At 56.5% G+C, this 19714-nt stretch carries 18 protein-coding genes; 17 read left to right on the top strand and 1 reads right to left on the bottom strand.

All coding sequences use genetic code 11. The features are described 5' to 3' along the window. Window positions 1–118: 118 nt before the first annotated feature. From AC27IT_RS11750 to AC27IT_RS11680, 15 genes are all read left to right on the top strand, one after another. Complete coding sequence (locus AC27IT_RS11750; RefSeq protein WP_005830731.1) at window positions 119–997, top strand: branched-chain amino acid ABC transporter permease; 879 nt, start codon at window positions 119–121, stop codon at window positions 995–997. After that, a complete protein-coding gene (locus AC27IT_RS11745; protein WP_005830733.1) occupies window positions 998–2026 on the top strand; it encodes a branched-chain amino acid ABC transporter permease in 1029 nt (342 codons plus the stop codon). After that, window positions 2023–2790: an ABC transporter ATP-binding protein gene (locus tag AC27IT_RS11740; protein ID WP_005830734.1), complete on the top strand. Its 768-nt coding sequence runs from the start codon at window positions 2023–2025 to the stop codon at window positions 2788–2790. The genes AC27IT_RS11745 and AC27IT_RS11740 overlap by 4 nt, the downstream gene beginning before the upstream one ends. 11 nt (window positions 2791–2801) lie before the next feature. Beyond that, complete coding sequence (locus AC27IT_RS11735) at window positions 2802–3545, top strand: ABC transporter ATP-binding protein (RefSeq protein ID WP_005830736.1); 744 nt, start codon at window positions 2802–2804, stop codon at window positions 3543–3545. Window positions 3546–3581: 36 nt separating this feature from the next. After that, the gene (locus AC27IT_RS11730) at window positions 3582–4781 is read left to right on the top strand and encodes an ABC transporter substrate-binding protein (RefSeq protein ID WP_005830738.1); all 1200 of its coding nucleotides are present in this window, start codon (window positions 3582–3584) and stop codon (window positions 4779–4781) included. Between the two features lie 102 nt (window positions 4782–4883). Beyond that, window positions 4884–5711, top strand: coding sequence for a methyl-accepting chemotaxis protein (locus AC27IT_RS11725; RefSeq protein WP_327920525.1), 828 nt, complete (start codon window positions 4884–4886; stop codon window positions 5709–5711). A 115-nt stretch (window positions 5712–5826) separates the two neighbouring features. Beyond that, on the top strand, window positions 5827–6795 hold the full coding sequence (gene paaA, locus AC27IT_RS11720) for a 1,2-phenylacetyl-CoA epoxidase subunit PaaA (protein WP_005830742.1): 969 nt from the start codon (window positions 5827–5829) through the stop codon (window positions 6793–6795). Window positions 6796–6805: 10 nt separating this feature from the next. Then, window positions 6806–7153 carry a 1,2-phenylacetyl-CoA epoxidase subunit PaaB gene (gene paaB, locus AC27IT_RS11715; protein ID WP_005830744.1) on the top strand — a complete coding sequence of 116 codons (348 nt, stop codon included), beginning with the start codon at window positions 6806–6808 and terminating at the stop codon, window positions 7151–7153. Window positions 7154–7170: 17 nt separating this feature from the next. Then, a complete protein-coding gene (gene paaC / locus AC27IT_RS11710) occupies window positions 7171–8004 on the top strand; it encodes a 1,2-phenylacetyl-CoA epoxidase subunit PaaC (protein ID WP_005830746.1) in 834 nt (277 codons plus the stop codon). A gap of 15 nt (window positions 8005–8019) precedes the next feature. Further along, the gene (gene paaD, locus AC27IT_RS11705; protein WP_005830748.1) at window positions 8020–8523 is read left to right on the top strand and encodes a 1,2-phenylacetyl-CoA epoxidase subunit PaaD; all 504 of its coding nucleotides are present in this window, start codon (window positions 8020–8022) and stop codon (window positions 8521–8523) included. A 25-nt stretch (window positions 8524–8548) separates the two neighbouring features. After that, a complete protein-coding gene (locus AC27IT_RS11700; protein WP_026558008.1) occupies window positions 8549–9991 on the top strand; it encodes an NAD-dependent succinate-semialdehyde dehydrogenase in 1443 nt (480 codons plus the stop codon). Between the two features lie 365 nt (window positions 9992–10356). Further along, the gene (locus tag AC27IT_RS11695) at window positions 10357–11247 is read left to right on the top strand and encodes a cytochrome c oxidase assembly protein (RefSeq protein ID WP_007782911.1); all 891 of its coding nucleotides are present in this window, start codon (window positions 10357–10359) and stop codon (window positions 11245–11247) included. A 34-nt stretch (window positions 11248–11281) separates the two neighbouring features. Continuing rightward, window positions 11282–11740, top strand: a complete 459-nt coding sequence (locus tag AC27IT_RS11690) for a DUF420 domain-containing protein (protein WP_005830753.1) — start codon at window positions 11282–11284, stop codon at window positions 11738–11740. Between the two features lie 111 nt (window positions 11741–11851). Beyond that, window positions 11852–12787, top strand: coding sequence for a heme o synthase (gene cyoE / locus AC27IT_RS11685; protein ID WP_025848327.1), 936 nt, complete (start codon window positions 11852–11854; stop codon window positions 12785–12787). A 136-nt stretch (window positions 12788–12923) separates the two neighbouring features. After that, entirely contained in the window at window positions 12924–13838 is a 915-nt protein-coding gene (locus tag AC27IT_RS11680; protein WP_026558007.1) for a COX15/CtaA family protein, read from the top strand. Window positions 13839–13925: 87 nt separating this feature from the next. Here the strand turns inward: AC27IT_RS11680 and AC27IT_RS11675 are convergent, their stop codons facing one another. Further along, entirely contained in the window at window positions 13926–14651 is a 726-nt protein-coding gene (locus AC27IT_RS11675) for a hypothetical protein (RefSeq protein WP_431809662.1), read from the bottom strand. A 169-nt stretch (window positions 14652–14820) separates the two neighbouring features. Here AC27IT_RS11675 and AC27IT_RS11670 point away from each other — a divergent pair, with 169 nt between their 5' ends. After that, a complete protein-coding gene (locus tag AC27IT_RS11670; protein ID WP_238503028.1) occupies window positions 14821–16062 on the top strand; it encodes an exonuclease SbcCD subunit D in 1242 nt (413 codons plus the stop codon). Next, the gene (locus AC27IT_RS11665; RefSeq protein ID WP_429776973.1) at window positions 16059–19709 is read left to right on the top strand and encodes an AAA family ATPase; all 3651 of its coding nucleotides are present in this window, start codon (window positions 16059–16061) and stop codon (window positions 19707–19709) included. The genes AC27IT_RS11670 and AC27IT_RS11665 overlap by 4 nt, the downstream gene beginning before the upstream one ends. Window positions 19710–19714 lie beyond the last annotated feature (5 nt).

Raw genomic sequence — 19714 nt, 5'->3', positions numbered from 1 at the left:
CGCCCTAGTCAATATGCTAGGGCATTTCTTCTGCAATAATATTTCCAATAAATAAAATGTAAGCGTTTTAGATGGTAGTTTTGTTCGGACGCGATACAAAAGGGGGTACAGCACGAATATGACGGAACTGTTGCAGTATGTCGCAAACGGCCTCGTCAGCGGCGGTATTTATGCGATCGTCGCGGTAGGGTTCATCACGATTTACAACGTGAGCAAAGTCATTAATCTCGCACAGGGAGAATTTTTGATGCTGGGCGGAATGGTGACGGTTGCCTTGATCGGGATGAATCTGCCGTACGGATTAGCAGCGCTGCTCGCCATCATAGCAGTGACGGCAATCGGCATCATCATGCAGAAGTATGTCATCGCTTATGTGAAAAAGGCCAGTCCTATTAGTTTGATAATTTTGACAATAGGCATTTCCACTTTGATTCGAGGCATCGCCAGCTTTATATGGGGCAAGGATGCATTTGCGCTGGAGCCGATTACGAGCAACGAGCCGATCTCGTTCGGGGGCGTGACGATTGCTACGCAAAGCGTGTGGATTTTGGCCGCTGTCCTTATTATTCTGTTTCTTCTCTGGTACTTGATGGATAAGACGATTTTGGGGAAAAAGATCAACGCCTGTTCGGTCAATCCGATGGCTGCCCGCCTGATGGGGATTTCACCCACGAAGATGAGCATGCTCGCCTTCGCAATCAGCGGAGCCACCGGAGCGATTGCCGGAATCGTGATTGCCCCGCTTAGCGTGACCTCCTACGACATCGGGGTGCTGCTCGGAATCAAAGGATTCTCCGCAGCCATTCTGGGCGGTCTGGGCAATCCGCTCGGTGCAGCGGTTGCCGCCTTTTTGCTCGGCATCGTCGAGTCGCTCGGAGCAGGCTACGTCAGCTCCGGGATGAAGGACGCGATCGCGTTTCTCGTTCTGATCGGCATGCTGCTGGTGAAGCCATCCGGCCTCTTTGGAGAACGCAGCGTAGGAAAAGGAGGGCTGTAGATGAAGCGGTTGTTGACGAAATGGGGAAAAGGCTTCGGCATTTATCTCGCCTTGATGGTGGTGTTCCCGTTCGTGATGCCGGATGAGTATTACCGCTCCGTCGGGATTATTATCGGGCTGCATGCTATCGTGACGATCGGGCTTTGTCTGGTGATGGGGCTTGCCGGACAGATTTCGCTCGGACAAGCAGCCTTCTGGGGAATCGGTGCATACACGTCCGCCGTTTTGACCACGAAGTACGGCCTGTCGCCGCTCGTCGGCCTCGTCGCCTCCGCAATCATTCCCGGCCTGTTCGCCTTTATTCTCGGCAGGGCGATCGCCGGGCTGCAAGGCTACTACCTCGCCATGGCGACCTTGGCCTTTGGCTACATCGTCCAGATCGGCATTACCGAGTGGGAGCCGGTCACTGGCGGGGCGAGCGGGATGATTAGCATTCCGCAGGTGCCGCTGTTCGGCGGCAGCGAGCTGTCCATGTACTACCTGATCTGGGCGATCGTTACCTGTGTGCTGTTATTCTCGCTCAACCTTATGCATTCGCGGGTCGGCAGAGCTTTTCGCGCGATTCACAAAAGCGAGATTGCCGCAACCTCGATGGGCGTTGACGTGCGCAAGTTCAAGCTGAACGCCTTCGTGGTCAGCGGGATGTTCGCCGGAATTTCCGGCGGCTTGTACGCCCACTACATGGGGATTCTCGATCCGCAGCCGTTCGGACTGCACGAATCGATCAAATTTCTCACCATGGTCGTCATCGGGGGGATGACGAGTATATGGGGGGCGCTGATCGGCACCGTACTGATCGGCTTTATCAGCGAAGGATTGATTCTGCTCAGCGAAGTCATTCCAGGCTTGCAGGGCGACGTCGATACGATCGTCTTCGGCGGCATCCTCGTCTTGATCGTCATGTTCATGCCAGAGGGACTTGTGCCGCGGATTCGTTCCGCCTATGAAAAAGCGCAAGCGAAAAAGGCAAAAGAACTGGCCGCGAAGACGCAGTCTGGCGAGCGGGTAGAAAGGAAGGCGGCAACATGACAACTCTGTTGGAAGTGCAGGAGCTGTCCCGCGATTTCGGCGGGGTACGAGCTGTCAACCAGGTGAACTTTCAAGTGCGGGAAGGCGAGATTTTGGCGCTGATCGGCCCGAACGGCGCGGGGAAAAGCACCGTGCTGAACATGGTGTCGGGCGTCATTCCTCCCTCCGAAGGCGAGATTCGCTTCCAAGGCAAGCCGATGACGCGAGTCCCCGGCTACGAATACGCCGGATTGGGGATCACCCGCACGTTTCAAAACCTCCAGACGTTTGACGATATGACCGTACTCGAAAACGTCATGGTCGGGATGCATACGAAGACGCGCTCCAGCCTGTTTGCCTGCGGCATGAACCTCGGCAGCGCGAAAAGAGAAGAGAAAATGATGGAACAAAAGGCGCACGCCTGGCTCGGGCGTGTCGGACTGGCGCCGGAATCCCCGCAGCTTGCGGGAAGCCTGCCGTACGGAAAGCTGAGGCTGATGGAGATTGCCCGGGCGATGGTCGCCGGACCGAAGCTGCTCTTGCTCGACGAGCCGGCGGCAGGCTTGAACCATACCGAGACGGCGGAGATGAGCCGGATGTTTTGCGAGATTCGCGACAGCGGCACGGCGATTTTGCTGGTAGAGCATGACATGGACATGATTATGACGATCGCAGACCGCATCGTCGTTCTCGATCAGGGCACGAAAATTGCGGAAGGAACCCCGCGCGAAATCCAGGAGAACCCGCGCGTCATCGCGGCCTATTTGGGAACGGAAGAAGAGTAGGGGGAAAACAGATGGAGAAAGCGATTTTGAAAGTGGACAACATCACGGCTCGCTACGGTCCCGTAGAAGTGTTGCACGGCATTACGATGCAAGTCAACGAAGGGGAGATCGTCTCGCTGCTCGGCGCAAACGGCGCAGGCAAAACGACGTTGTTGAACTGCATCTGCGGGCTGCACAGCGCGAAGGAAGGGAAAATCTGGTTCCGCGATACAGACATTACGGGGATTCCGGCCGAGCTTGTGGTGCCGCGCGGGATGGCGCACGTGCCGGAGCGCAGGCAAATTTTTTCCACGCTGACCGTAGAGGACAACTTGTGGCTCGGCGCTTCTCATCGCATGCCGAAGACGAGCAAAAAAGAAATCGCCAAAGAAATGCAGACAGTTTACGAGCGCTTTCCGATCCTGGCGGAGCGGAAGTGGCAACTAGGGGGAACGCTTTCAGGGGGGCAGCAGCAAATGCTTGCGATTGGCCGGGCGCTTTTATCCAGACCGCAGCTTTTGCTGCTGGACGAGCCGTCGCTTGGCCTCGCTCCGCTGATTGCCAAGGAAATTTTGACGATCGTGCAGGAGATTCGCTCCCAGTGGGGCACGACGGTGTTGCTGGTCGAGCAAAACGCTCGCGCCGCGCTGGCCATCTCCGACAGAGCCTACGTCCTGAGTACGGGAGAGGTCATGCTCGAAGGTAGCGCTGAAGAGATCAGTAACGATCCGCGAGTGCAATCTGCTTATTTGGGTCACTCCCATCAGGCAGTTTGACATTATAGAAGATAGATAATCGAAGGGGGTTTTACGATGAAAAAACGAACGTTTGGCAAGTGGCTGTACCCGGTTGCGATTGCTTCTCTCGTCATGCTCAGCGCCTGTGGCGGCGGCGGGCAGCAAGCACAACAATCCGGCGGCGGGCAGACTGCAGCGACAGAGAGCAAAGAACCGATCAAGGTAGGGGCGATTTTCTCCCTGACTGGTCCGAACAGCCCGCTCGGCGTACCGGAAAAGCAGGCAGTTGAGCTGTTGGTCAAGGAAATCAACGGAGCAGGCGGTGTGGATGGCCGTCCGGTAGAGGTTGTGTTCGAAGACGACAAGTCGGATAACACCGAAGCGGTCAAAGCGATCAAGAAGCTCGTTTCCAAAGAAAAAGTAGTCGCTGTGCTCGGCTCGTCCGGCAGCGGCCCTTCCCTGGGGATGGCGGAGTTTGCCGCAGCCGAGAAGCTGCCGCTGATCTCGATGGCAGCCGCGGACCAGATTACCAACCCTGTGCGCGCAGGCATTTTCAAAACACCGCATACCGATGTGCACGGCACGAAGCGCATTTTTAAATATTTGAAAGAAAAAGGCATTACGAAAATCGCAACGCTCAACGACAGCAATCCGTACGGTAGCGGCTGGACGACCCAACTGCAAAAATACGCGCCGGAGTACGGCATTACGATTGTGGCAGAAGAGAAGTACGGGACGAAGGACCCGTCCATGAGCTCCCAGTTGACCAAAATCAAAGGCACGGATGCACAGGCGCTGATCGTGGCAGGTACCAACCCTGGCCCGGCGACGATTGTGAAGGAAGCGAAGCAGTTGAACCTCGGCATTCCGATCATCAGCAGCCACGGGTCGGCGAACAGCAAGTTTCTTGAGCTGGTTGGCGACGCGGGCGAAGGCGTCCTGATGGTAGCGGGCAAGCTGCTCGTGCCCGATCAGGTCGATGCGAACGACCCGCAAGCGGCTATCATCAAAAAATTCACAGAAGGCTACCAGGCGGCGTACAACACGCAGCCGGACGGCTTTGCCGGATACGGCTATGACGGCTTGAACCTGCTCGTGGAAGGCTTGAAGCAGGCAGGCGGCGATGCTTCCAAGCTGGGTGAAGTCCTGGAAAAAGTGAAGTACGTAGGCGTTACCGGGGAATTTACGTTCTCGGCAGAAGATCACAACGGCCTGACGGAAGATAGCATGATTATGGTCGAAGTGAAGGATGGCAAATTCCAGATTGTAAAGTAGCAAAATCGATGAGGCAGTAGGAGACGATGGCTGTTCTTTCCGCAGGCTTGACGATGGCGGGGAGAATAGCCGTTTTCGTCCCCGCGCCAGGAGGGAAGAAACATGTCGCAGCTTTTAAACAGCTTGCTTACGGTCGCGCCCATTTTGCAAAAAGCGTTTTTGTTCGATTGCATGGTCGGGGTCACCGACCGGGAAAAATTTCTCGCCTACTATCCGGCCCAAGGGCTGAATCTCGGGATCAAAACAGGGGACCCGCTGCGTCCGGGCAGCATCAATGCGACGGCGATTGCAGAAAACAAGCGGGTCGTGAAGAAGATCCCCAAGGAAATTTACGGCATTCCGTACATAGCAGTCGGCTATCCCATCGTCGAAAAGGGACAAGTGGTGGGCTGCCTGGCAACTGGCGTAACGACTGACCAGGAAGACCGTTTGCGCAACCTGGCGGAAAATTTGACGAGCGCGCTGGAAAACATCGCCCTGCATACCGAGAGCCTGGCGAAAGACGCGGAAAATCTGGCGCAGGCCAGCCACACGCTGAGCGACGCAGCGAGCCAGATGGAAGTGAAGATCGCGGAGACGACGCAAATCAACGAGCTGATTCGCAACATTTCCACCCGTTCGAACGTGCTTGGCTTGAATGCTGTGCTGGAAGCAGCGCGTGCCGGAGCGGCCGGGCGGGGCTTTTCCGTCGTCGCAGAGGAGATTCGCCAGCTCTCGCAAACGACTTCGACGTCGGCGAAGGATATTTTTCGCATTTTGGCTGAGATGAACGAACTCGTCGCCACAGTGTCCGGGGAGATGGAAAAGACGCTGAACCACAGCCTGCAGCAGTCTACGCGCATACAGGAGCTGGATGCGGTCATGCAGGAGCTGCGGCATATGGCAGAGCAGTTGAAGAAGGCGGCTGCCCTGTCCGGACGGCTGGAATGAGCTGGTTCACGACGGAAGCGTATTGCAAAAACGTATGACGTTATGTTATTATAACGTTATAAAAACGTATTATAAAATTATCATAATGGACAACGGGTAAAAGGAGGTTTTCTCCATGCAAACACAGATGGAACGTTCTGATTTGACGGAAAACGAAAAAATGGAAGCGTTTTTAGCGAGAATCGATCGTGGAGAAAAGATCGAAGCGGATGACTGGATGCCAGACGATTATCGGAACCAGTTGATTAAGCTGATTTCGATGCACGGCATTAGCGAGATCATGGGCGCTTTGCCGGAAAAGGAATGGGTTCCCAAGGCACCGACACTGCGCCGCAAGCTGGCGATCATGGCGAAGGTACAGGATGAGATGGGACACGGACAGCTTTTGCTGCGAGTAGCGGAAGATTTGCTGGCGCCGCTCGGCAAGACGCGCGAAGACTTGATGCAAGATTTGTTCGCGAAAAGACTGAAATTTCACAATGTGTTCCACATGGAAGCGCCGACCTGGGCAGATGCCGGGGTGATCGGCTGGCTGGTTGACGGAGCCGCGATCATCACTCAGTCCATGTCGCTCGATACATCGTATGCGCCGTATGCGCGGGCTTTGCACCGCATCTGTGCGGAGGAAAAATTCCATGCGCAGCATGGCGAGAGCATCGTGCTGGAGCTGGCAGAAGGCACGGAGGAACAGCGCCAGATGCTGCAAGAGGCGATTACCCGCTGGTGGCCGTCGCTGTTGATGTTCTTCGGACCGCCTGAGAACGGCACGATCACGAGCAACCAATCGACCAACATGCGCTACAAGATTCGCACGCAGACCAACGAAGAGCTGCGTCAGGTCTTTTTGAAAAAGTATTTGCCGCGCATTTTCCACCTGGGCTTCACGGTTCCGGACGATACGATTCACTTCGACGAAGAAAAAGATGAGTGGGTGTATCAGCAGCCTGACTGGGAAGCGTTCAAGCAGATCGTCAAAGGCAACGGCCCTCGCTCTGCTCATCGTCTGAACCTTCGGGAAACATCGTATGAAGAAACAAAATGGGTGCGCGATGCGATTATGTCGTACGGCCGCCACGTAGGGTAGGTGAATGAATATGAACAACGAAACAGAAGCCAAAAACAACTTTTTCATATACGAGGTATTCAGCCAAAAAAGCGTAAACTCTTCGTTTGTCCATCAGTTCAGCCTTCTGGCTCCGAACAAGGAAGTGGCTTTGGCGATGGCGCGCGAGAACTTCTTGCGCCGCGAGACATGTTTTAATCTCTGGGTCGTCAAGCGCGACGATATTTACGGCTTGTCGCCGGAGGAGCGCCCGTTTTTGGAGCGGATCGACAACAAGAGCTACCGGGAGACGAGAGGCTACGGGGACTTGCAGGCGAGATGGCGCCATCACCGGGAGAAGTACGAAGAAAAACAGAAGCATGCGGAAAGCGGCAGCTAAGCAGGAGGGAAACAATCATGGGCGACTTTTCACGAGTAGAGACAGTAGAAGCGGCAAAGCAGAATCCCGAATACGCGCAAGCCTTGACTGATCTGTTGTTCCAACTGGCTGACGACGATTTTATTCTCGCGTACCGGGGCTCGGAATGGCTCGGGCTTGCCCCGCATATCGAAGAGGACGTCGCGTTTTCTTCCATGTCGCAGGACATGATGGGCCATGCCGTGATGTTTTATGAAATGCTGGAGCAGCTTGGCGTGGGCAAGGCAGACGATCTCGCGCAGCTTCGCGAAGCGGATGCGTTCCGCAACGCGATTCTGGTCGAACGCAAAAACGGGGAAGGCGACTACAACAGCGATCCACACTACGACTGGGCGTATGCGATTGTCCGCAGCTACGTGTACGGCTTGCACAAGCAAGTGCGCCTCGAGGCGTTGCTGCAATCGTCCTATGTGCCGCTCACGCTGGTCAGCCGCAAAATGCTGACCGAGCATCGCTACCATCTGATGCACTGGCAAGTGTGGCTGAAGCAGCTTGCGAACAGCACGCCGGAAGCGCGGCAACGGCTGGAAGCGGCGATTGCAAAAGTATGGCAGGATGCTGGAGAGCTTAGCCAGCTCGGTCCGAACGCGGACAGCATCGTCCGCTGTGGCCTGATTGCCGCTGAGAGCGAGCTGAAGCAGAAGTGGCTGACGCTTACGCAAGATATTTTCGAAAAAGCGGGACTTGTCTGGCCGGGAGAGCCGGGAGTGCCGGCGGAGCGCGGCCGTCATGGACAGCATACGGCTGAGCTGGCGCAAGCTTTGGCTACCTTGTCGGAAGTGTATCGCATCGATCCGGCCGCGAACTGGTAAAAAGGGGTGATCTGCATGGCGCAGGAAGGAATGCACGTACACGATGGGCTGGAAGCGACATGCTGGGAACTGCTGCAGCAAGTGACTGATCCGGAGATTCCGGTCATAAGCATGGTAGAGATGGGGATGATCCACCAGGTGCGGGTAGAGGACGATGTCGCGCATGTCGACGTGCTCCCTACCTTTGTCGGCTGTCCCGCGCTTGAGATCATGAAAAAGAACATCGCAGAAAAACTGGTGGAGGCGGAAGGCATCAGCAAAGTAGAAGTTCAGTTTGTCTACGACCCTGCCTGGACGTCCGATCGCATCGCGCCAGAGGCGAGAGGCAAGCTGAAAAGCTTTGGCATCGCACCGCCGCCAATCGATTTCAAACCGGGAGATGTCTGGGAGGTAACCTGTCCTTACTGCGACTCCCCATATACACAGATTGACAACCTGTTTGGCCCTGCCGCATGCCGCAGCATTTTGTACTGCCGGCATTGCAAAAATCCGTTTGAGGCCCTAAAGCCAATCTATTGAAGAGAGATTGAGAGGAGCGATAGTCATGGGAGAGTACAAGCAAATGTATATCAATGGGGAATGGGTTTCCGCCGAGGGCGGCGAATCGATTCAGATCGTCAATCCGGCTACTGGCGAAGTCGTGGGAAGCGCCGCTTTTGGGGATGATCGCGATGCCAAAAAAGCGATTGATGCCGCACATGAGGCGTTTGGAAGCTGGTCTCGCCTGACTGCTCGCGAGCGCTCCAAATATTTGTACACCTTGTCCGAACTGGTCAAAAAAAGCCGCGATGAGCTGGCTGGCATCATCTCAGCCGAAATGGGCAAGCCGCTCGGCGAGGCAAAAGGCGAAGTGCTGGGCGCGGCCGACAACTTCGTCTGGTACGCGGAAGAAGCGAAGCGCGTCTACGGCGAGACGATTCCTTCGTCCGTGCCGAACAAGCGGATCATGGTGCTCCGCCAGCCTGTAGGCGTGGTCGGGGCGATCACCCCATGGAACTTCCCGGTGAACATGGTCGCTCGCAAAATCGCTCCTGCTCTGGCGGCAGGCTGCACAGTGGTGTTGAAGCCTGCGGAGTCTACTCCTCTGTCTGCGATTCGCCTGTTTGAGCTGATCGAGCAGGCTGGCTTCCCGAAAGGCGTCGTCAACCTCGTCATCGGCAAGCCGGAATCGATCGGCCAGGAGTTTATCGAAAATCCGAAACTGAGCAAAATCGGCTTTACAGGCTCTACTCGCGTCGGCAAGCTGCTGATGGAGGGCGCAGCAAAGCAGGTGAAGCGCGTCAGCATGGAGCTGGGCGGACATGCGCCGTTCATCGTATTCCCGGACGCGGATCTGGACGCGGCGGTCAAAGGGCTGTTTGAGAGCAAGTTCCGCAACTCCGGGCAAATGTGCATTTGTACAAACCGCCTGTACGTCCACGAAGATGTGGCAGACGCGTTTACCGAAAAGCTGGTCGAGCGCCTGAAACGGGCAAAAGTAGGGGACGGACGCCTGAAGGAGACAGAAATCGGTCCGCTGGTGAACGAGCGCGCGCTGAACAAAGTGCTGGAGCACATTGAGGACGCCAAGGAAAAAGGCGGTCAGGTCGTGTACGGCGGCAGCCGACTGACCGAAGGCGAATACGCGAACGGCTTCTATTGCGAGCCGACGGTCATCACGGGTGTGACAGAAGCGATGAAGATCGTCAGCGAAGAAACGTTTGGCCCTGTCGTTCCGCTCGTTCGCTTCACAGACGAAGCAGACGTGGTGCGACAAGCAAACGACACGCGCTACGGCCTTGCTGCCTACGTGTACACGCGCGACAACCAGCGCTGCTTCCGCATGGCCGAGCAGTTGGAGTACGGCATTGTCGGCATCAATGACGGCTCGCCGACCCAGACGCAAGCTCCGTTCGGCGGATTCAAGGAAAGCGGTATCGGACGCGAAGGCGGACGCTACGGCATGGATGAGTATTTGGAGACGAAATTCGTTTCCTTCGGAGTGTAAGCCAAGCGAGTTTTTTTACGGGACCAGAGGAATCTGGTCTCTTTTTTTTACAGATAAGTTAGGACAACCAAGGCTGCGCCAACGGCTTGGCCCAGCCAAGTTTTCTAATGTCAGCGCATTTGTCAACACTTTGTTCATTTTTCTTATCAAAGAAGAAGAGAATCAGCGGTATAATGGAGATTGTATAGAGGGCACCCTTAGTTAGGTAGATTAGAATTTAAAAAATTCCAATCGACATAGCGCGCAGCTCGGCCAGATTGTAAAACGAAGCGGGCAGCAAGACTTGCGCCCGGTTGGGAGCGCTGGCCCCGCAACGACTGACGTGGCGAAGCCCCAGGCTTTACTATTAGGAAGGGAGGATTTGAATGGGTCAGCATCAACACGAGCTGTCAGCGATGAACGCGACGGCATCCTTTTCAGATTTGTGGAGTCCCGATGTGATGCTTTTCACTCTGCTTATCGCTACGGTATATTTCCTGGTGACAGGTCCCATGCATAAACGTTTTGAAAATGCCACGATGGCAACCACGAGGCAAAAGCTGCTGTTTGTTTTTGCCCTGTTGCTGTTTTACGCAGCACAAGGGAGCCCGATCAGCTATTACGGCCATCATTACTTGTTCAGCTTGCACATGCTGCAGCAATCGATCTTATACTTTGCCCTGCCTCCCATCGTGCTTTTGGCGATGCCTGAGTGGCTTCTGGAAAAAATCTTTCAGCCACGGCCGCTCAACGCGATGCTGCGAGCTTTTACACATCCGTTAGTGGCTGCGCTTTTGTTCAATACGCTGTTTTCGTTTTACCACATCCCGTTTATTTTTGACGCGGCGGCGCTTCATCATCAATGGATGACGGTCTATCACGTTATTTTGATCCTGGCTGCCTTTGCGATGTGGTGGCCGATTGTCAGCCCGTTGTCCGACAGCAAGAGACAACTGGCCGGATTGAAAAAGCTGGCGTACATCTTCGTCAACGGCGTGCTGATTACGCCCGCCTGTGCGCTGATTATTTTCGCGTCCGATCCGCTGTATGCGACGTACATCTCGGCTCCGCAACTGTTCCCGAGCCTCAGCACTTTCAGCGACCAGCGGCTTGGCGGAATCATCATGAAGCTGGTGCAGGAGCTTGTGTACGGCTCTGTACTCGCCTATGTCTTCTACCACTGGTATAAGCAGGAGAAGCAGGACGACCTGCCCATGGATGAACAGCCAGGTGCCCTGCTGATGAAAACGCCGGCTACGGATGAAGGCAGGGTATAGAATTATAGATAGATTATTCGAATGAGGTGTAGAAATGTCCATCTTGCTGCCTACGATAAGCACATCGTTTATCGTCATCAGCGGTATTCTTGTCGCTTGTGGCTGGTATGCGGTCGCGAAGAAACAAATTGACAAACACATGAAGATTATGAAATGGGCTGCCATCTGTGCAACGATCTTCTTTATCACGTATGTATCCAGAACGGCTTTTGTCGGAAACACGCATTTCGGTGGGCCTGACAGCTTGAAGCCAATCTACCAGACGTTCCTGATCTTTCATATCGTACTGGCTACGGTAGGGGGAGTAATGGGGCTGGTGACGCTCAGACACGCCTACAAAAACAACATTGCCGCCCACAGAAAAATCGGGCCGTGGACGTCGATTGTCTGGTTTGTCACCGCCATTACCGGAGCTACGGTGTACACCTTGCTCTACATCATTTATCCGGGCGGCGAGACAGCCGGCGTTCTGGATGTTATTTTTGGCAAGTAGGGCGTGCGCTTTTCAAGTTGACTAGCTTCTTTGGCATTCGATACAATGAAAGTTAGTTTTTCCAATTGGATATTCGCATGTTCAGATAGATTCAGACAGGAGGTACAAAACGTGGACCAGCAAGTGACAATGCAGGAATCGCTTGATACTGAGACGCCCCTGCACGCACAACCGGGAGAGCCGGCAACTTTTCGGGACTACGTAGAACTGACAAAGCCTGGAATTACGATGTCCAACCTGATGACCACTTTCGCTGCTTTATGGCTGGCATCTTACGGTTTTCCAGACTGGAAATTGGCGATTTTCACCATGCTCGGTACAGCTTTGGTGATTATGTCGGGTGCGACGTTAAACAACTACTATGACCGCGATCTGGACAAAAAAATGAAGCGGACCAAAGGGCGCGCGCTCGCAGCAGGGCGGATTTCTCCGCGCACCGCGATTCTGCTAGGAATCGGCTTGCTGCTCGCAGGTTTGGCCGTGCTGGCGGTATTCGCGAATCCGCTGGCTGCTGTCTGGGGACTGATCGGCCATATTTTCTACGTGCTGATTTACACACCGCTCAAGCGTGTGACTACCTTGAATACCGTCATTGGCGGGATTTCCGGTGCGGCTCCGCCAGTCATCGGCTGGGTAGCCGTCACAAACAGCATGGACCCGGCAGCGTGGCTGCTGTTCCTGATTTTGTTCCTGTGGCAGCCGCCGCACTTCCTCGCGCTGGCGATGCTGAAAACAGAAGAATACCGCGCAGGCAATCTGCCGATGCTGCCAGTCGTCAAAGGCTTCGCCGAAACAAAGCGGCAAATGGTGCTGTGGGGCTCTGTCCTGTTCCCGGCTTCGCTCCTGCTCTTCATCCACGGCAGCGTAGGCTACGTCTACCTGGCTGTGATGGGCTTGATGGGCATCGTGTACATGGTGCTGCTGTTCCAAGGTTTCAAGGCCAAGGATGATCTCGCCTGGGCACGCAAGCTGTTCGGCTATTCGATCCTGTATTTGACGATCTTTTGTGCCGTCATTGTCATCAGCACAATGGTGTACCATTATTGACACGAAACACTCACGAAATGTTCACGGAACATCCCTTGCTTAGCAGGGGATGTTTCATTAATGTAAGAGAGGGCAACAGTTAAGAGGCTGCTTCACCGTGAGTCTCAAACATCACAGGAAACAGGGTGTATTCACTATGGAAAAATGGCTGAAACCTCTAGCCGTTCTTGCTACTCTCGTCATGTTTATCGTCATGATCGCCGGGTCGCTTGTGACCAAAACGGATTCCGGTCTGGGCTGTGGAAACGACTGGCCGCTCTGTAATGGCAAGTGGGTCCCGGAATATACATTGGCATCAATTATTGAATACATGCACCGGTTGATTACAGGTGTGGCTGGCATCGTTGTGGTTGTTTTTTCCGTGCTGTGCTGGCGCCACTATCGGGGCAACCAGGAAGTGCGCAATCTCGCCCTGTTCGGTCTGTTTTTTATCGTTCTGGAGTCCATTCTCGGCGCTTCTGCGGTCATTTGGCCGCAATCGTCATCCGTGCTGGCTCTGCACTTCGGGTTTTCCCTGCTGGCTTTTACCGGCGTGTTCCTCTTGACCGGGTTCGTGCTGCAGCGGGACAAGATGGAGAGCATGGTGCAAGATACGGCATCGACGGGTTTTCGCAACTGGATGTGGGCCGTGGCGGCCTATACGTACGGTGTGGTCTATCTCGGAGCGTACGTCCGGCATACCGGATCGAGCATGGCTTGTAGCGATTGGCCGCTGTGCCAGGGGCAACTGATTCCGCAGCTCTCCGGCCAGACAGGCATTCATTTTGCCCACCGGCTGGGCGCGTTGCTTCTCGTGTTTTTGCTGCTCGGAACGATGATTTATGCCATGCGCCACTTCAAGGAAAAGCGCCGCGATCTGTACGGCGCAAGCATTCTCGCCTTCGTGCTGGTCATCCTCCAGGTGTTCAGCGGCGGATTCGTGGTTCTGTTCCAGCTTCACCTCTATGCTACGCTGCTCCACTCGATGATTATTACGATTCTTTTCGGGGTCATCAGCTACATGTGCTTGCAGTCGCACAAGTCGCCGCAAGCAGGCAAGCTGAGAAGATAGAGACAGTGATTCGCGCTTGAAAAAAGCCGCACTCCCGCTTTTGTGCAGGGGGTGCGGCTTTGTGCATTTTACGTTTGCGAACTGGCTTTACGGAACAGGGGTGAAGACGCCCTGGTCAAATTGGTAGACCACAAGCTTGGTTGCGGTCTTGCCGGGGAGGGGGATTCCACTGTCCGGGTCAAGCTCTTGCTCTGTCGTCCAGTAGTATAGCTGCGGGATCTCTCCGCTTATAATCTGGTAGCTGCCGAGCGTCTGGAAAAGCTGACCGCCGGGAACGGAGGAGGTTTGCTTCAACAGTCCGCTCCAGGCTTCCACCAGCTTGCCTTTTTCCAAGTACCAGAGGTGAGCTTCGTAGACGCTCAGTCCGGTTCCTCCCGTATGGTCAACCGTTTCAAGCAGACGCGTTCCTGTCAGCTCGATGCGGCTGTCCAAATAATACGGGTCGAGCCCGGGATGGTTTACCTCCTGTGCATAATCCCAGCGTTCCGGTTGCAACTGCGGGACGTTCCACCGCTTTTCTGCGATGAGCGAATACGTGCGGTCGGGCTTTTGATCGAGGACGTAAAACGAGCCGATATGTACGCTTGCATTTTGCTTGGCAATAATCTCCAAATCAGCGTCTTCATCCAGATTGACCAGTTCAAAATCAACGTGAGGCAGGTCAACAGGATCATGGGCACTTGCATTGATCCAGTTGATGACCTGCTCAGGTGTGGGGGAGACGGAAGCGGGCGACAAGGGAGCGGCAGCGTGGACCAGGCAGGGAAGAGCCAGTCCGGTGAAAGTGAAAAACAGCAGGCGGCGAACCAACAAGGGTAACAAGCTCCTTTCGGCGGATGGTTGGAAAGAACAGGGATCTAGTAGAAAGACGCAGGCAGAGCGCAAAAGTTACCGGCAAGTACCGTAAATTTCAACCACGCACCGCTCTGTCTTTTGTTACAATAAAAAGCAAACACATGATCGTGGAGAAAGGATGGGAGTCATGCGCATTTTACATACGGCCGACTGGCATTTCGGGCGGCAGCTCGAAGGCCGCGACCGCCGGGCGGAGCAGACGGCATTTGTGGACGAGCTCTGCCGGATCGCGGAAGAGCGGGAAGTCGATTTGGTGCTGGTGGCGGGAGATGTGTACGATTCGGTAAACCCGCCAGCGTGGGCGGAGGAGCTTTTTTACGAGGCGCTGGAGCGCTTGTCCGCGGAAGGCCGCCGGGGGGTTATCGTGATCGCGGGCAACCACGACCAGCCTGAGCGGGTCCGGGCAGCATCGCCGCTTGCCGCGAAGCACGGAATCGTTTTGCTCGGCTTGCCGAAGGAAGCGCCTTTGATCGCACAGTCACCGTCCCCGGACCGGGTACAGGTCGTCCAGGGAGGCCCTTCCTGGCTGGAGTTGAAGGTGCCGGGCTGTGAGCATCATGCAGTGGTGCTCGCTCTGCCGTACCCTTCCGAGTCGCGGCTGAAGGAGCTGCTCAGCGAGAGCTTTACGCAGGAGCAGATGCAGCTCGCCTTTTCGGAGCGGATCGCTCGGTTGTTTGCCGATTTGTCCGTCCATTTTCGCGAGGACACTGTGAATCTGGTCACGAGCCACTTGTTTGTGATGGGGGGCACGGAGACGGATTCGGAGCGGCCGATTCAAATTGGCGGCGCTTTGACGGTGTCTCCGCAAGCTTTTCCGAAAAACGCCGACTACGTGGCGCTCGGCCACCTGCATCGCCTGCAAAAGCTCAGCGACAAGCCGCTCGTGCGCTACAGCGGCTCGCCGCTCTCGTACAGCTTTTCCGAGGCGGGGCAGAGCAAGGCGGTGGTGTTGGTCGAGGTGGAGCCTGGGCAGGACGTGCGGGAGGAAATCATTTATTTGACGAGCGGCCGTCCGTTGGCGCGCTGGAAGGCGACAGAAGGAATCGCCCAGGTCGAGCGCTGGCTTGCCGAAGGACGGGACGCAGGCTCCTGGATCGACCTGGAGCTGCACGTGACAGACGTGATCGACCCGGCGGAGTTTCAGCGTGTACGGAAGCTCTCGGACGACTTTTTGAAAATCCAGCGCGTCGTCATTCGCGAAGAGCGCGACGAGGAAGAGGCGCAGCGGGTGGAATTGACGGAGCTGACATCGGATCAGTTGTTTCGCCGTTTTTATGAGCGCAAAAAGGGAGCGGCGCCGGATGAGCGGCTCGTTGCCTTGTTCCAGCGGCTGCTGGCGGAAACCGGGGGAGAGGGGGAAGAAGCGTGAGGCCGATTCGATTGAAGCTGGCAGGGATGCACAGCTATCGGGAAATGCAAGAGGTTGACTTCGAAATTTTGTGCCAGGCGGGACTGTTTGGCATTTTCGGGCCGACGGGCAGCGGCAAATCGACGATACTGGATGCGATCACGCTGGCGCTGTACGGACAGGTCGTCCGGCTCGGCGGCGGGAACCATCCCAAGGAAGTGCTGAATCAACTGGAGCAGCGCGTCTTCGTCTCCTTTACGTTTGAGCTGGGCACAGGCAATGAGCGCAAGCGATATACGATTGAACGGGAATTTGGTCTGGATAAAAAAGGGAACAAACGCCAACCCGAGGTGCGACTGATTCAGTCCGGCGCGTTGAGCGGAGAGCCGGATGTCGTGCTGGAATCGAAGGCGACGGCAGCTACTGCGGCGGTCGAGGAACTGATTGGCCTGACTTTGCAAGATTTTACCCGCGCGGTTGTTTTGCCGCAGGGGCAGTTTTCCCGCTTTTTGACGCTCAAAGGCAGCGAGCGCAATGAGATGCTGCAGCGGATGTTCCGGCTGCACATCTACGGGGAAAAGCTGAGCGAGCGCGTGCGGCACGCTCTCGACCAGGCAAAGGAGCAGATGCACCGTCTGCAGCTCGAGACGGCGGCGTTGGGAGAAGCGGGGCCGGAAGCGCTGGAGCAGGCGCGACAGACTTTTGAGGAAGCAGCGCAAATGGAGCGGTCGTTCACGGAGCAAAAGCAGGAGCTGGCCGGAAAGCTCAAGGAACTGGAGCAGCTCGCCCAGTGGCAAGGGGAGCTTGCCCAAGTCCAGCAGCAGTTGCAGCAGCAGGCAGCGAAGGAGGCGGAAATCGCTCTGCTCACGGCTAACATCCGCGAGTGGGAGGCGAGCATTCGCCTGTGGCCGCTGGTGCAGCAGTACGAGCGGCTCGATCAGGAATGGAGCGTGACCGGGCAGGCGCTGGAGCAAAGCCGGGAACAGCAGGAGACAGCACGGCTTGCCCTGGAAGCGGCAGAAGCCGAGTACGCGCGGGCGCAGGCGGAGCTGGCGGCGCAGGAGCCGCAACTGATCCAGCAAAAAGGCAGGCTGGTTCAGGCCCAGGAATGGGAAGCAGAGCTGAAAGCGATTCGCGAAGAGCAGTCTGTGCTGGAGCGCGAATGGCAGGAAGTATCGCTTGGCCTGGCGCAGACAGAGGCGCAGCTTGAGCGGGACGAAGCCGCTCTGCAAAAGTGGGAGCAGGAGTGGAACAAGCTTGCGGAAGAAAGCAGGCAGGCGATGGTGGCTCCGGAGTGGCGAGATCGCGTCGCGCGGGCGCGGGAAGCGAAGCAGCAGTGGGAGCGGGAAGAAAAGAAGCTGCGCGAGCTGGAAGCGGAGCAGGCAACGGCCGTGTCTCGCCTGCAGGCGGCGACGGATAGAGCCAGTGTGGACACACGCGATTGGGAACAGTCCGCAAACCGGCTGGCCGAGCTCAAAGAACGGCTGGCAAAAGCGGTGGACAAACCGCTCATGAGCGACGAGGAATGGGAGCGGTCGCGCAATGTGCTGGCGGAAATGAAGCAGGTAGGCCGCCAATGGCGCGAAGGCTTGACGGCGATCGCGAGCTGGCAGGAAAAGTGGCAGCAGATCGAGCAGGAGCGGCAGCAAGCGGCGAAGCGTTACCAGGAGCTGGCTGAGGCGGTTCAGGCGTGCGAAGCCGAGGCTCTTGCGCGGCTTGCCGAACGCGAAGGGCTGCGCCAGGAGTGGGAGCGCTGGCAGCAGGAAAACATGGCCCGCTACTTGCGCGAGCGGCTGGAAGAAGGCAAGGAATGCCCGGTGTGCGGCTCGCTGCATCATCCGCTGGACGGCCAGGGTCATCCGGCAGACGGCGAAGCAAAAGCGGCGGGTGACGACCTGCGCGCCCGGATCAAAGCGTCCGAAGAAGCCGTGAAGGCAGCCGAGCAAAAGACAGCGCAGGCGAAAGAAGCGTGGGTGACGGCCAGGGGGACACTGGCTGCTGCCGAAGAGAGAGCAGCCGCGGCGCAGGCCGAGTACAAGGAGCTGGAAGCGCGGCTGGCCGCCGTCAAGGCGGAGTGTCACGGACATGGGCAGCCTTGGCTGGTAGAGACGTTTGAAGAGCTGATTGCCGTCTACCAGCGCGAGGAAAAGGAGCTGGCGGCCAAGCACGCCGAGCGGGAGCAGGCCAGGGAAGAACGGGAGCGCCTGCAAAAGCAGTTGGAAGTGCTGCGCGAGGAAGAAGCCGAGAAGAAGCGGTTGATGGAAAAAAGCGGCCTGCTGCTCGAACATGCGCAAAAGGCACTGGATGAGAGCATTGCCCGCGTTGCCGTTGCTGTGGCAGCGGCGAAGCAGTCTGGCGAAGAGCTGGATGCGGTGCGCCAAGAGATGTTGATCGAGGAAATTGAACAGCGCTACGAGGAAATCGGCCGCCTGGACCGGAAGCTGGCAGAGCTAGAGCGCATGCGCGCCGAGCAGGAAGCTTTGCGCAGCCAGCTTATGACACAAGTAGAGGCTGCCAAATCGCGAAAAGCCGATTGGAAATCGCGTGAATCCGCTCTCGGGGAAAAGCTGGCCGACCGAAAACGGATGTGGGAGCAAAAGCATGCCCAGTGGCTGGAGCGGACCGGCGGCATTCCTGCGCAGGAGGGGCTGGCTCAGATAGAACAGACGCTAGACTCGCTGCGCCAGTCGCTGACAGAGGCCGAGGCGAAGCGCAAGGCAGCGGCAGAGGCGAGACAGGCAGTCCAAAACGATTTGGTCAAGCATTCGGAGACGCTGGCCGTTTTGACCAGACAGCGCACAGAGGCGCATGAGGCTTTGTATCAGGGGCTGCAGGAGACGGGCTTTGCCGCCTTGGAGCAAGTGCGTGAAAAGTACGCAGAGCGCGGCAAGCTGCCTCAGGCGAAGGAGCAGGTCGAGGCGTATGCGCGCGTTTTGGGACAGCTTCGCTACGAGGAAGACAGGCTGCTGCAAGCCATTGCAGGCCGTACGATCTCGCACGAGGAGCTTGTGAGCGCCAAAGAAGCGTGGGAGACGTGGGAGCAGTCTTTTGCGGAGGCGCAGAAGCAAGTCGCCGTCGCCAAAGAGCACGTCGAGCGCATGGAGAAAAACCATAGCAGGTGGCAGGAGCTGCATCAGCAAATCGTCGAGTTGCAAGACGAGCAGAGCCGCCTGGAAGAATTGAAAAAGCTGTTCGAAGCGAAGGCGTTCGTCCAGTTTATTGCAGAAGAAAAGCTCGTGTCCATCGCACGGGATGCATCCTATCACCTGAAGCGGATGACCGCAAATCGCTACGGTCTGGAAATCGGCGACGAGGGCGAATTCGTACTGCGCGATGAAGGCGCGGGCGGGATGCGCCGTCCGGTCAGCACCTTGTCCGGCGGCGAAACGTTTTTGACCTCGCTTGCGCTTGCGCTCGCCCTGTCGATGGAGATACAGATGCGCGGCGGCCGACTGGAGTTTTTCTTTTTGGACGAAGGCTTTGGAACGCTCGATCCGGAGCTTCTGGAGGTCGTCATGGACGCGCTGGAGCGGCTGCGGATGGACGATTTTACGATCGGCGTCATCAGTCACGTCCCGGAAATACGCGTGCGCATGCCGCGCCGCCTGGTCGTGACGCCGGCAGAGCCGATGGGCAAAGGCAGCACGCTGCAACTGGAGATGGAGTAGGGAAG

The sequence above is a fragment of the Brevibacillus sp. YAE8 genome (assembly GCF_057543335.1).
The sequence above is the reverse complement of the archived record's forward strand: the minus strand, read 5'-3'. Positions and strand labels throughout refer to the sequence as shown.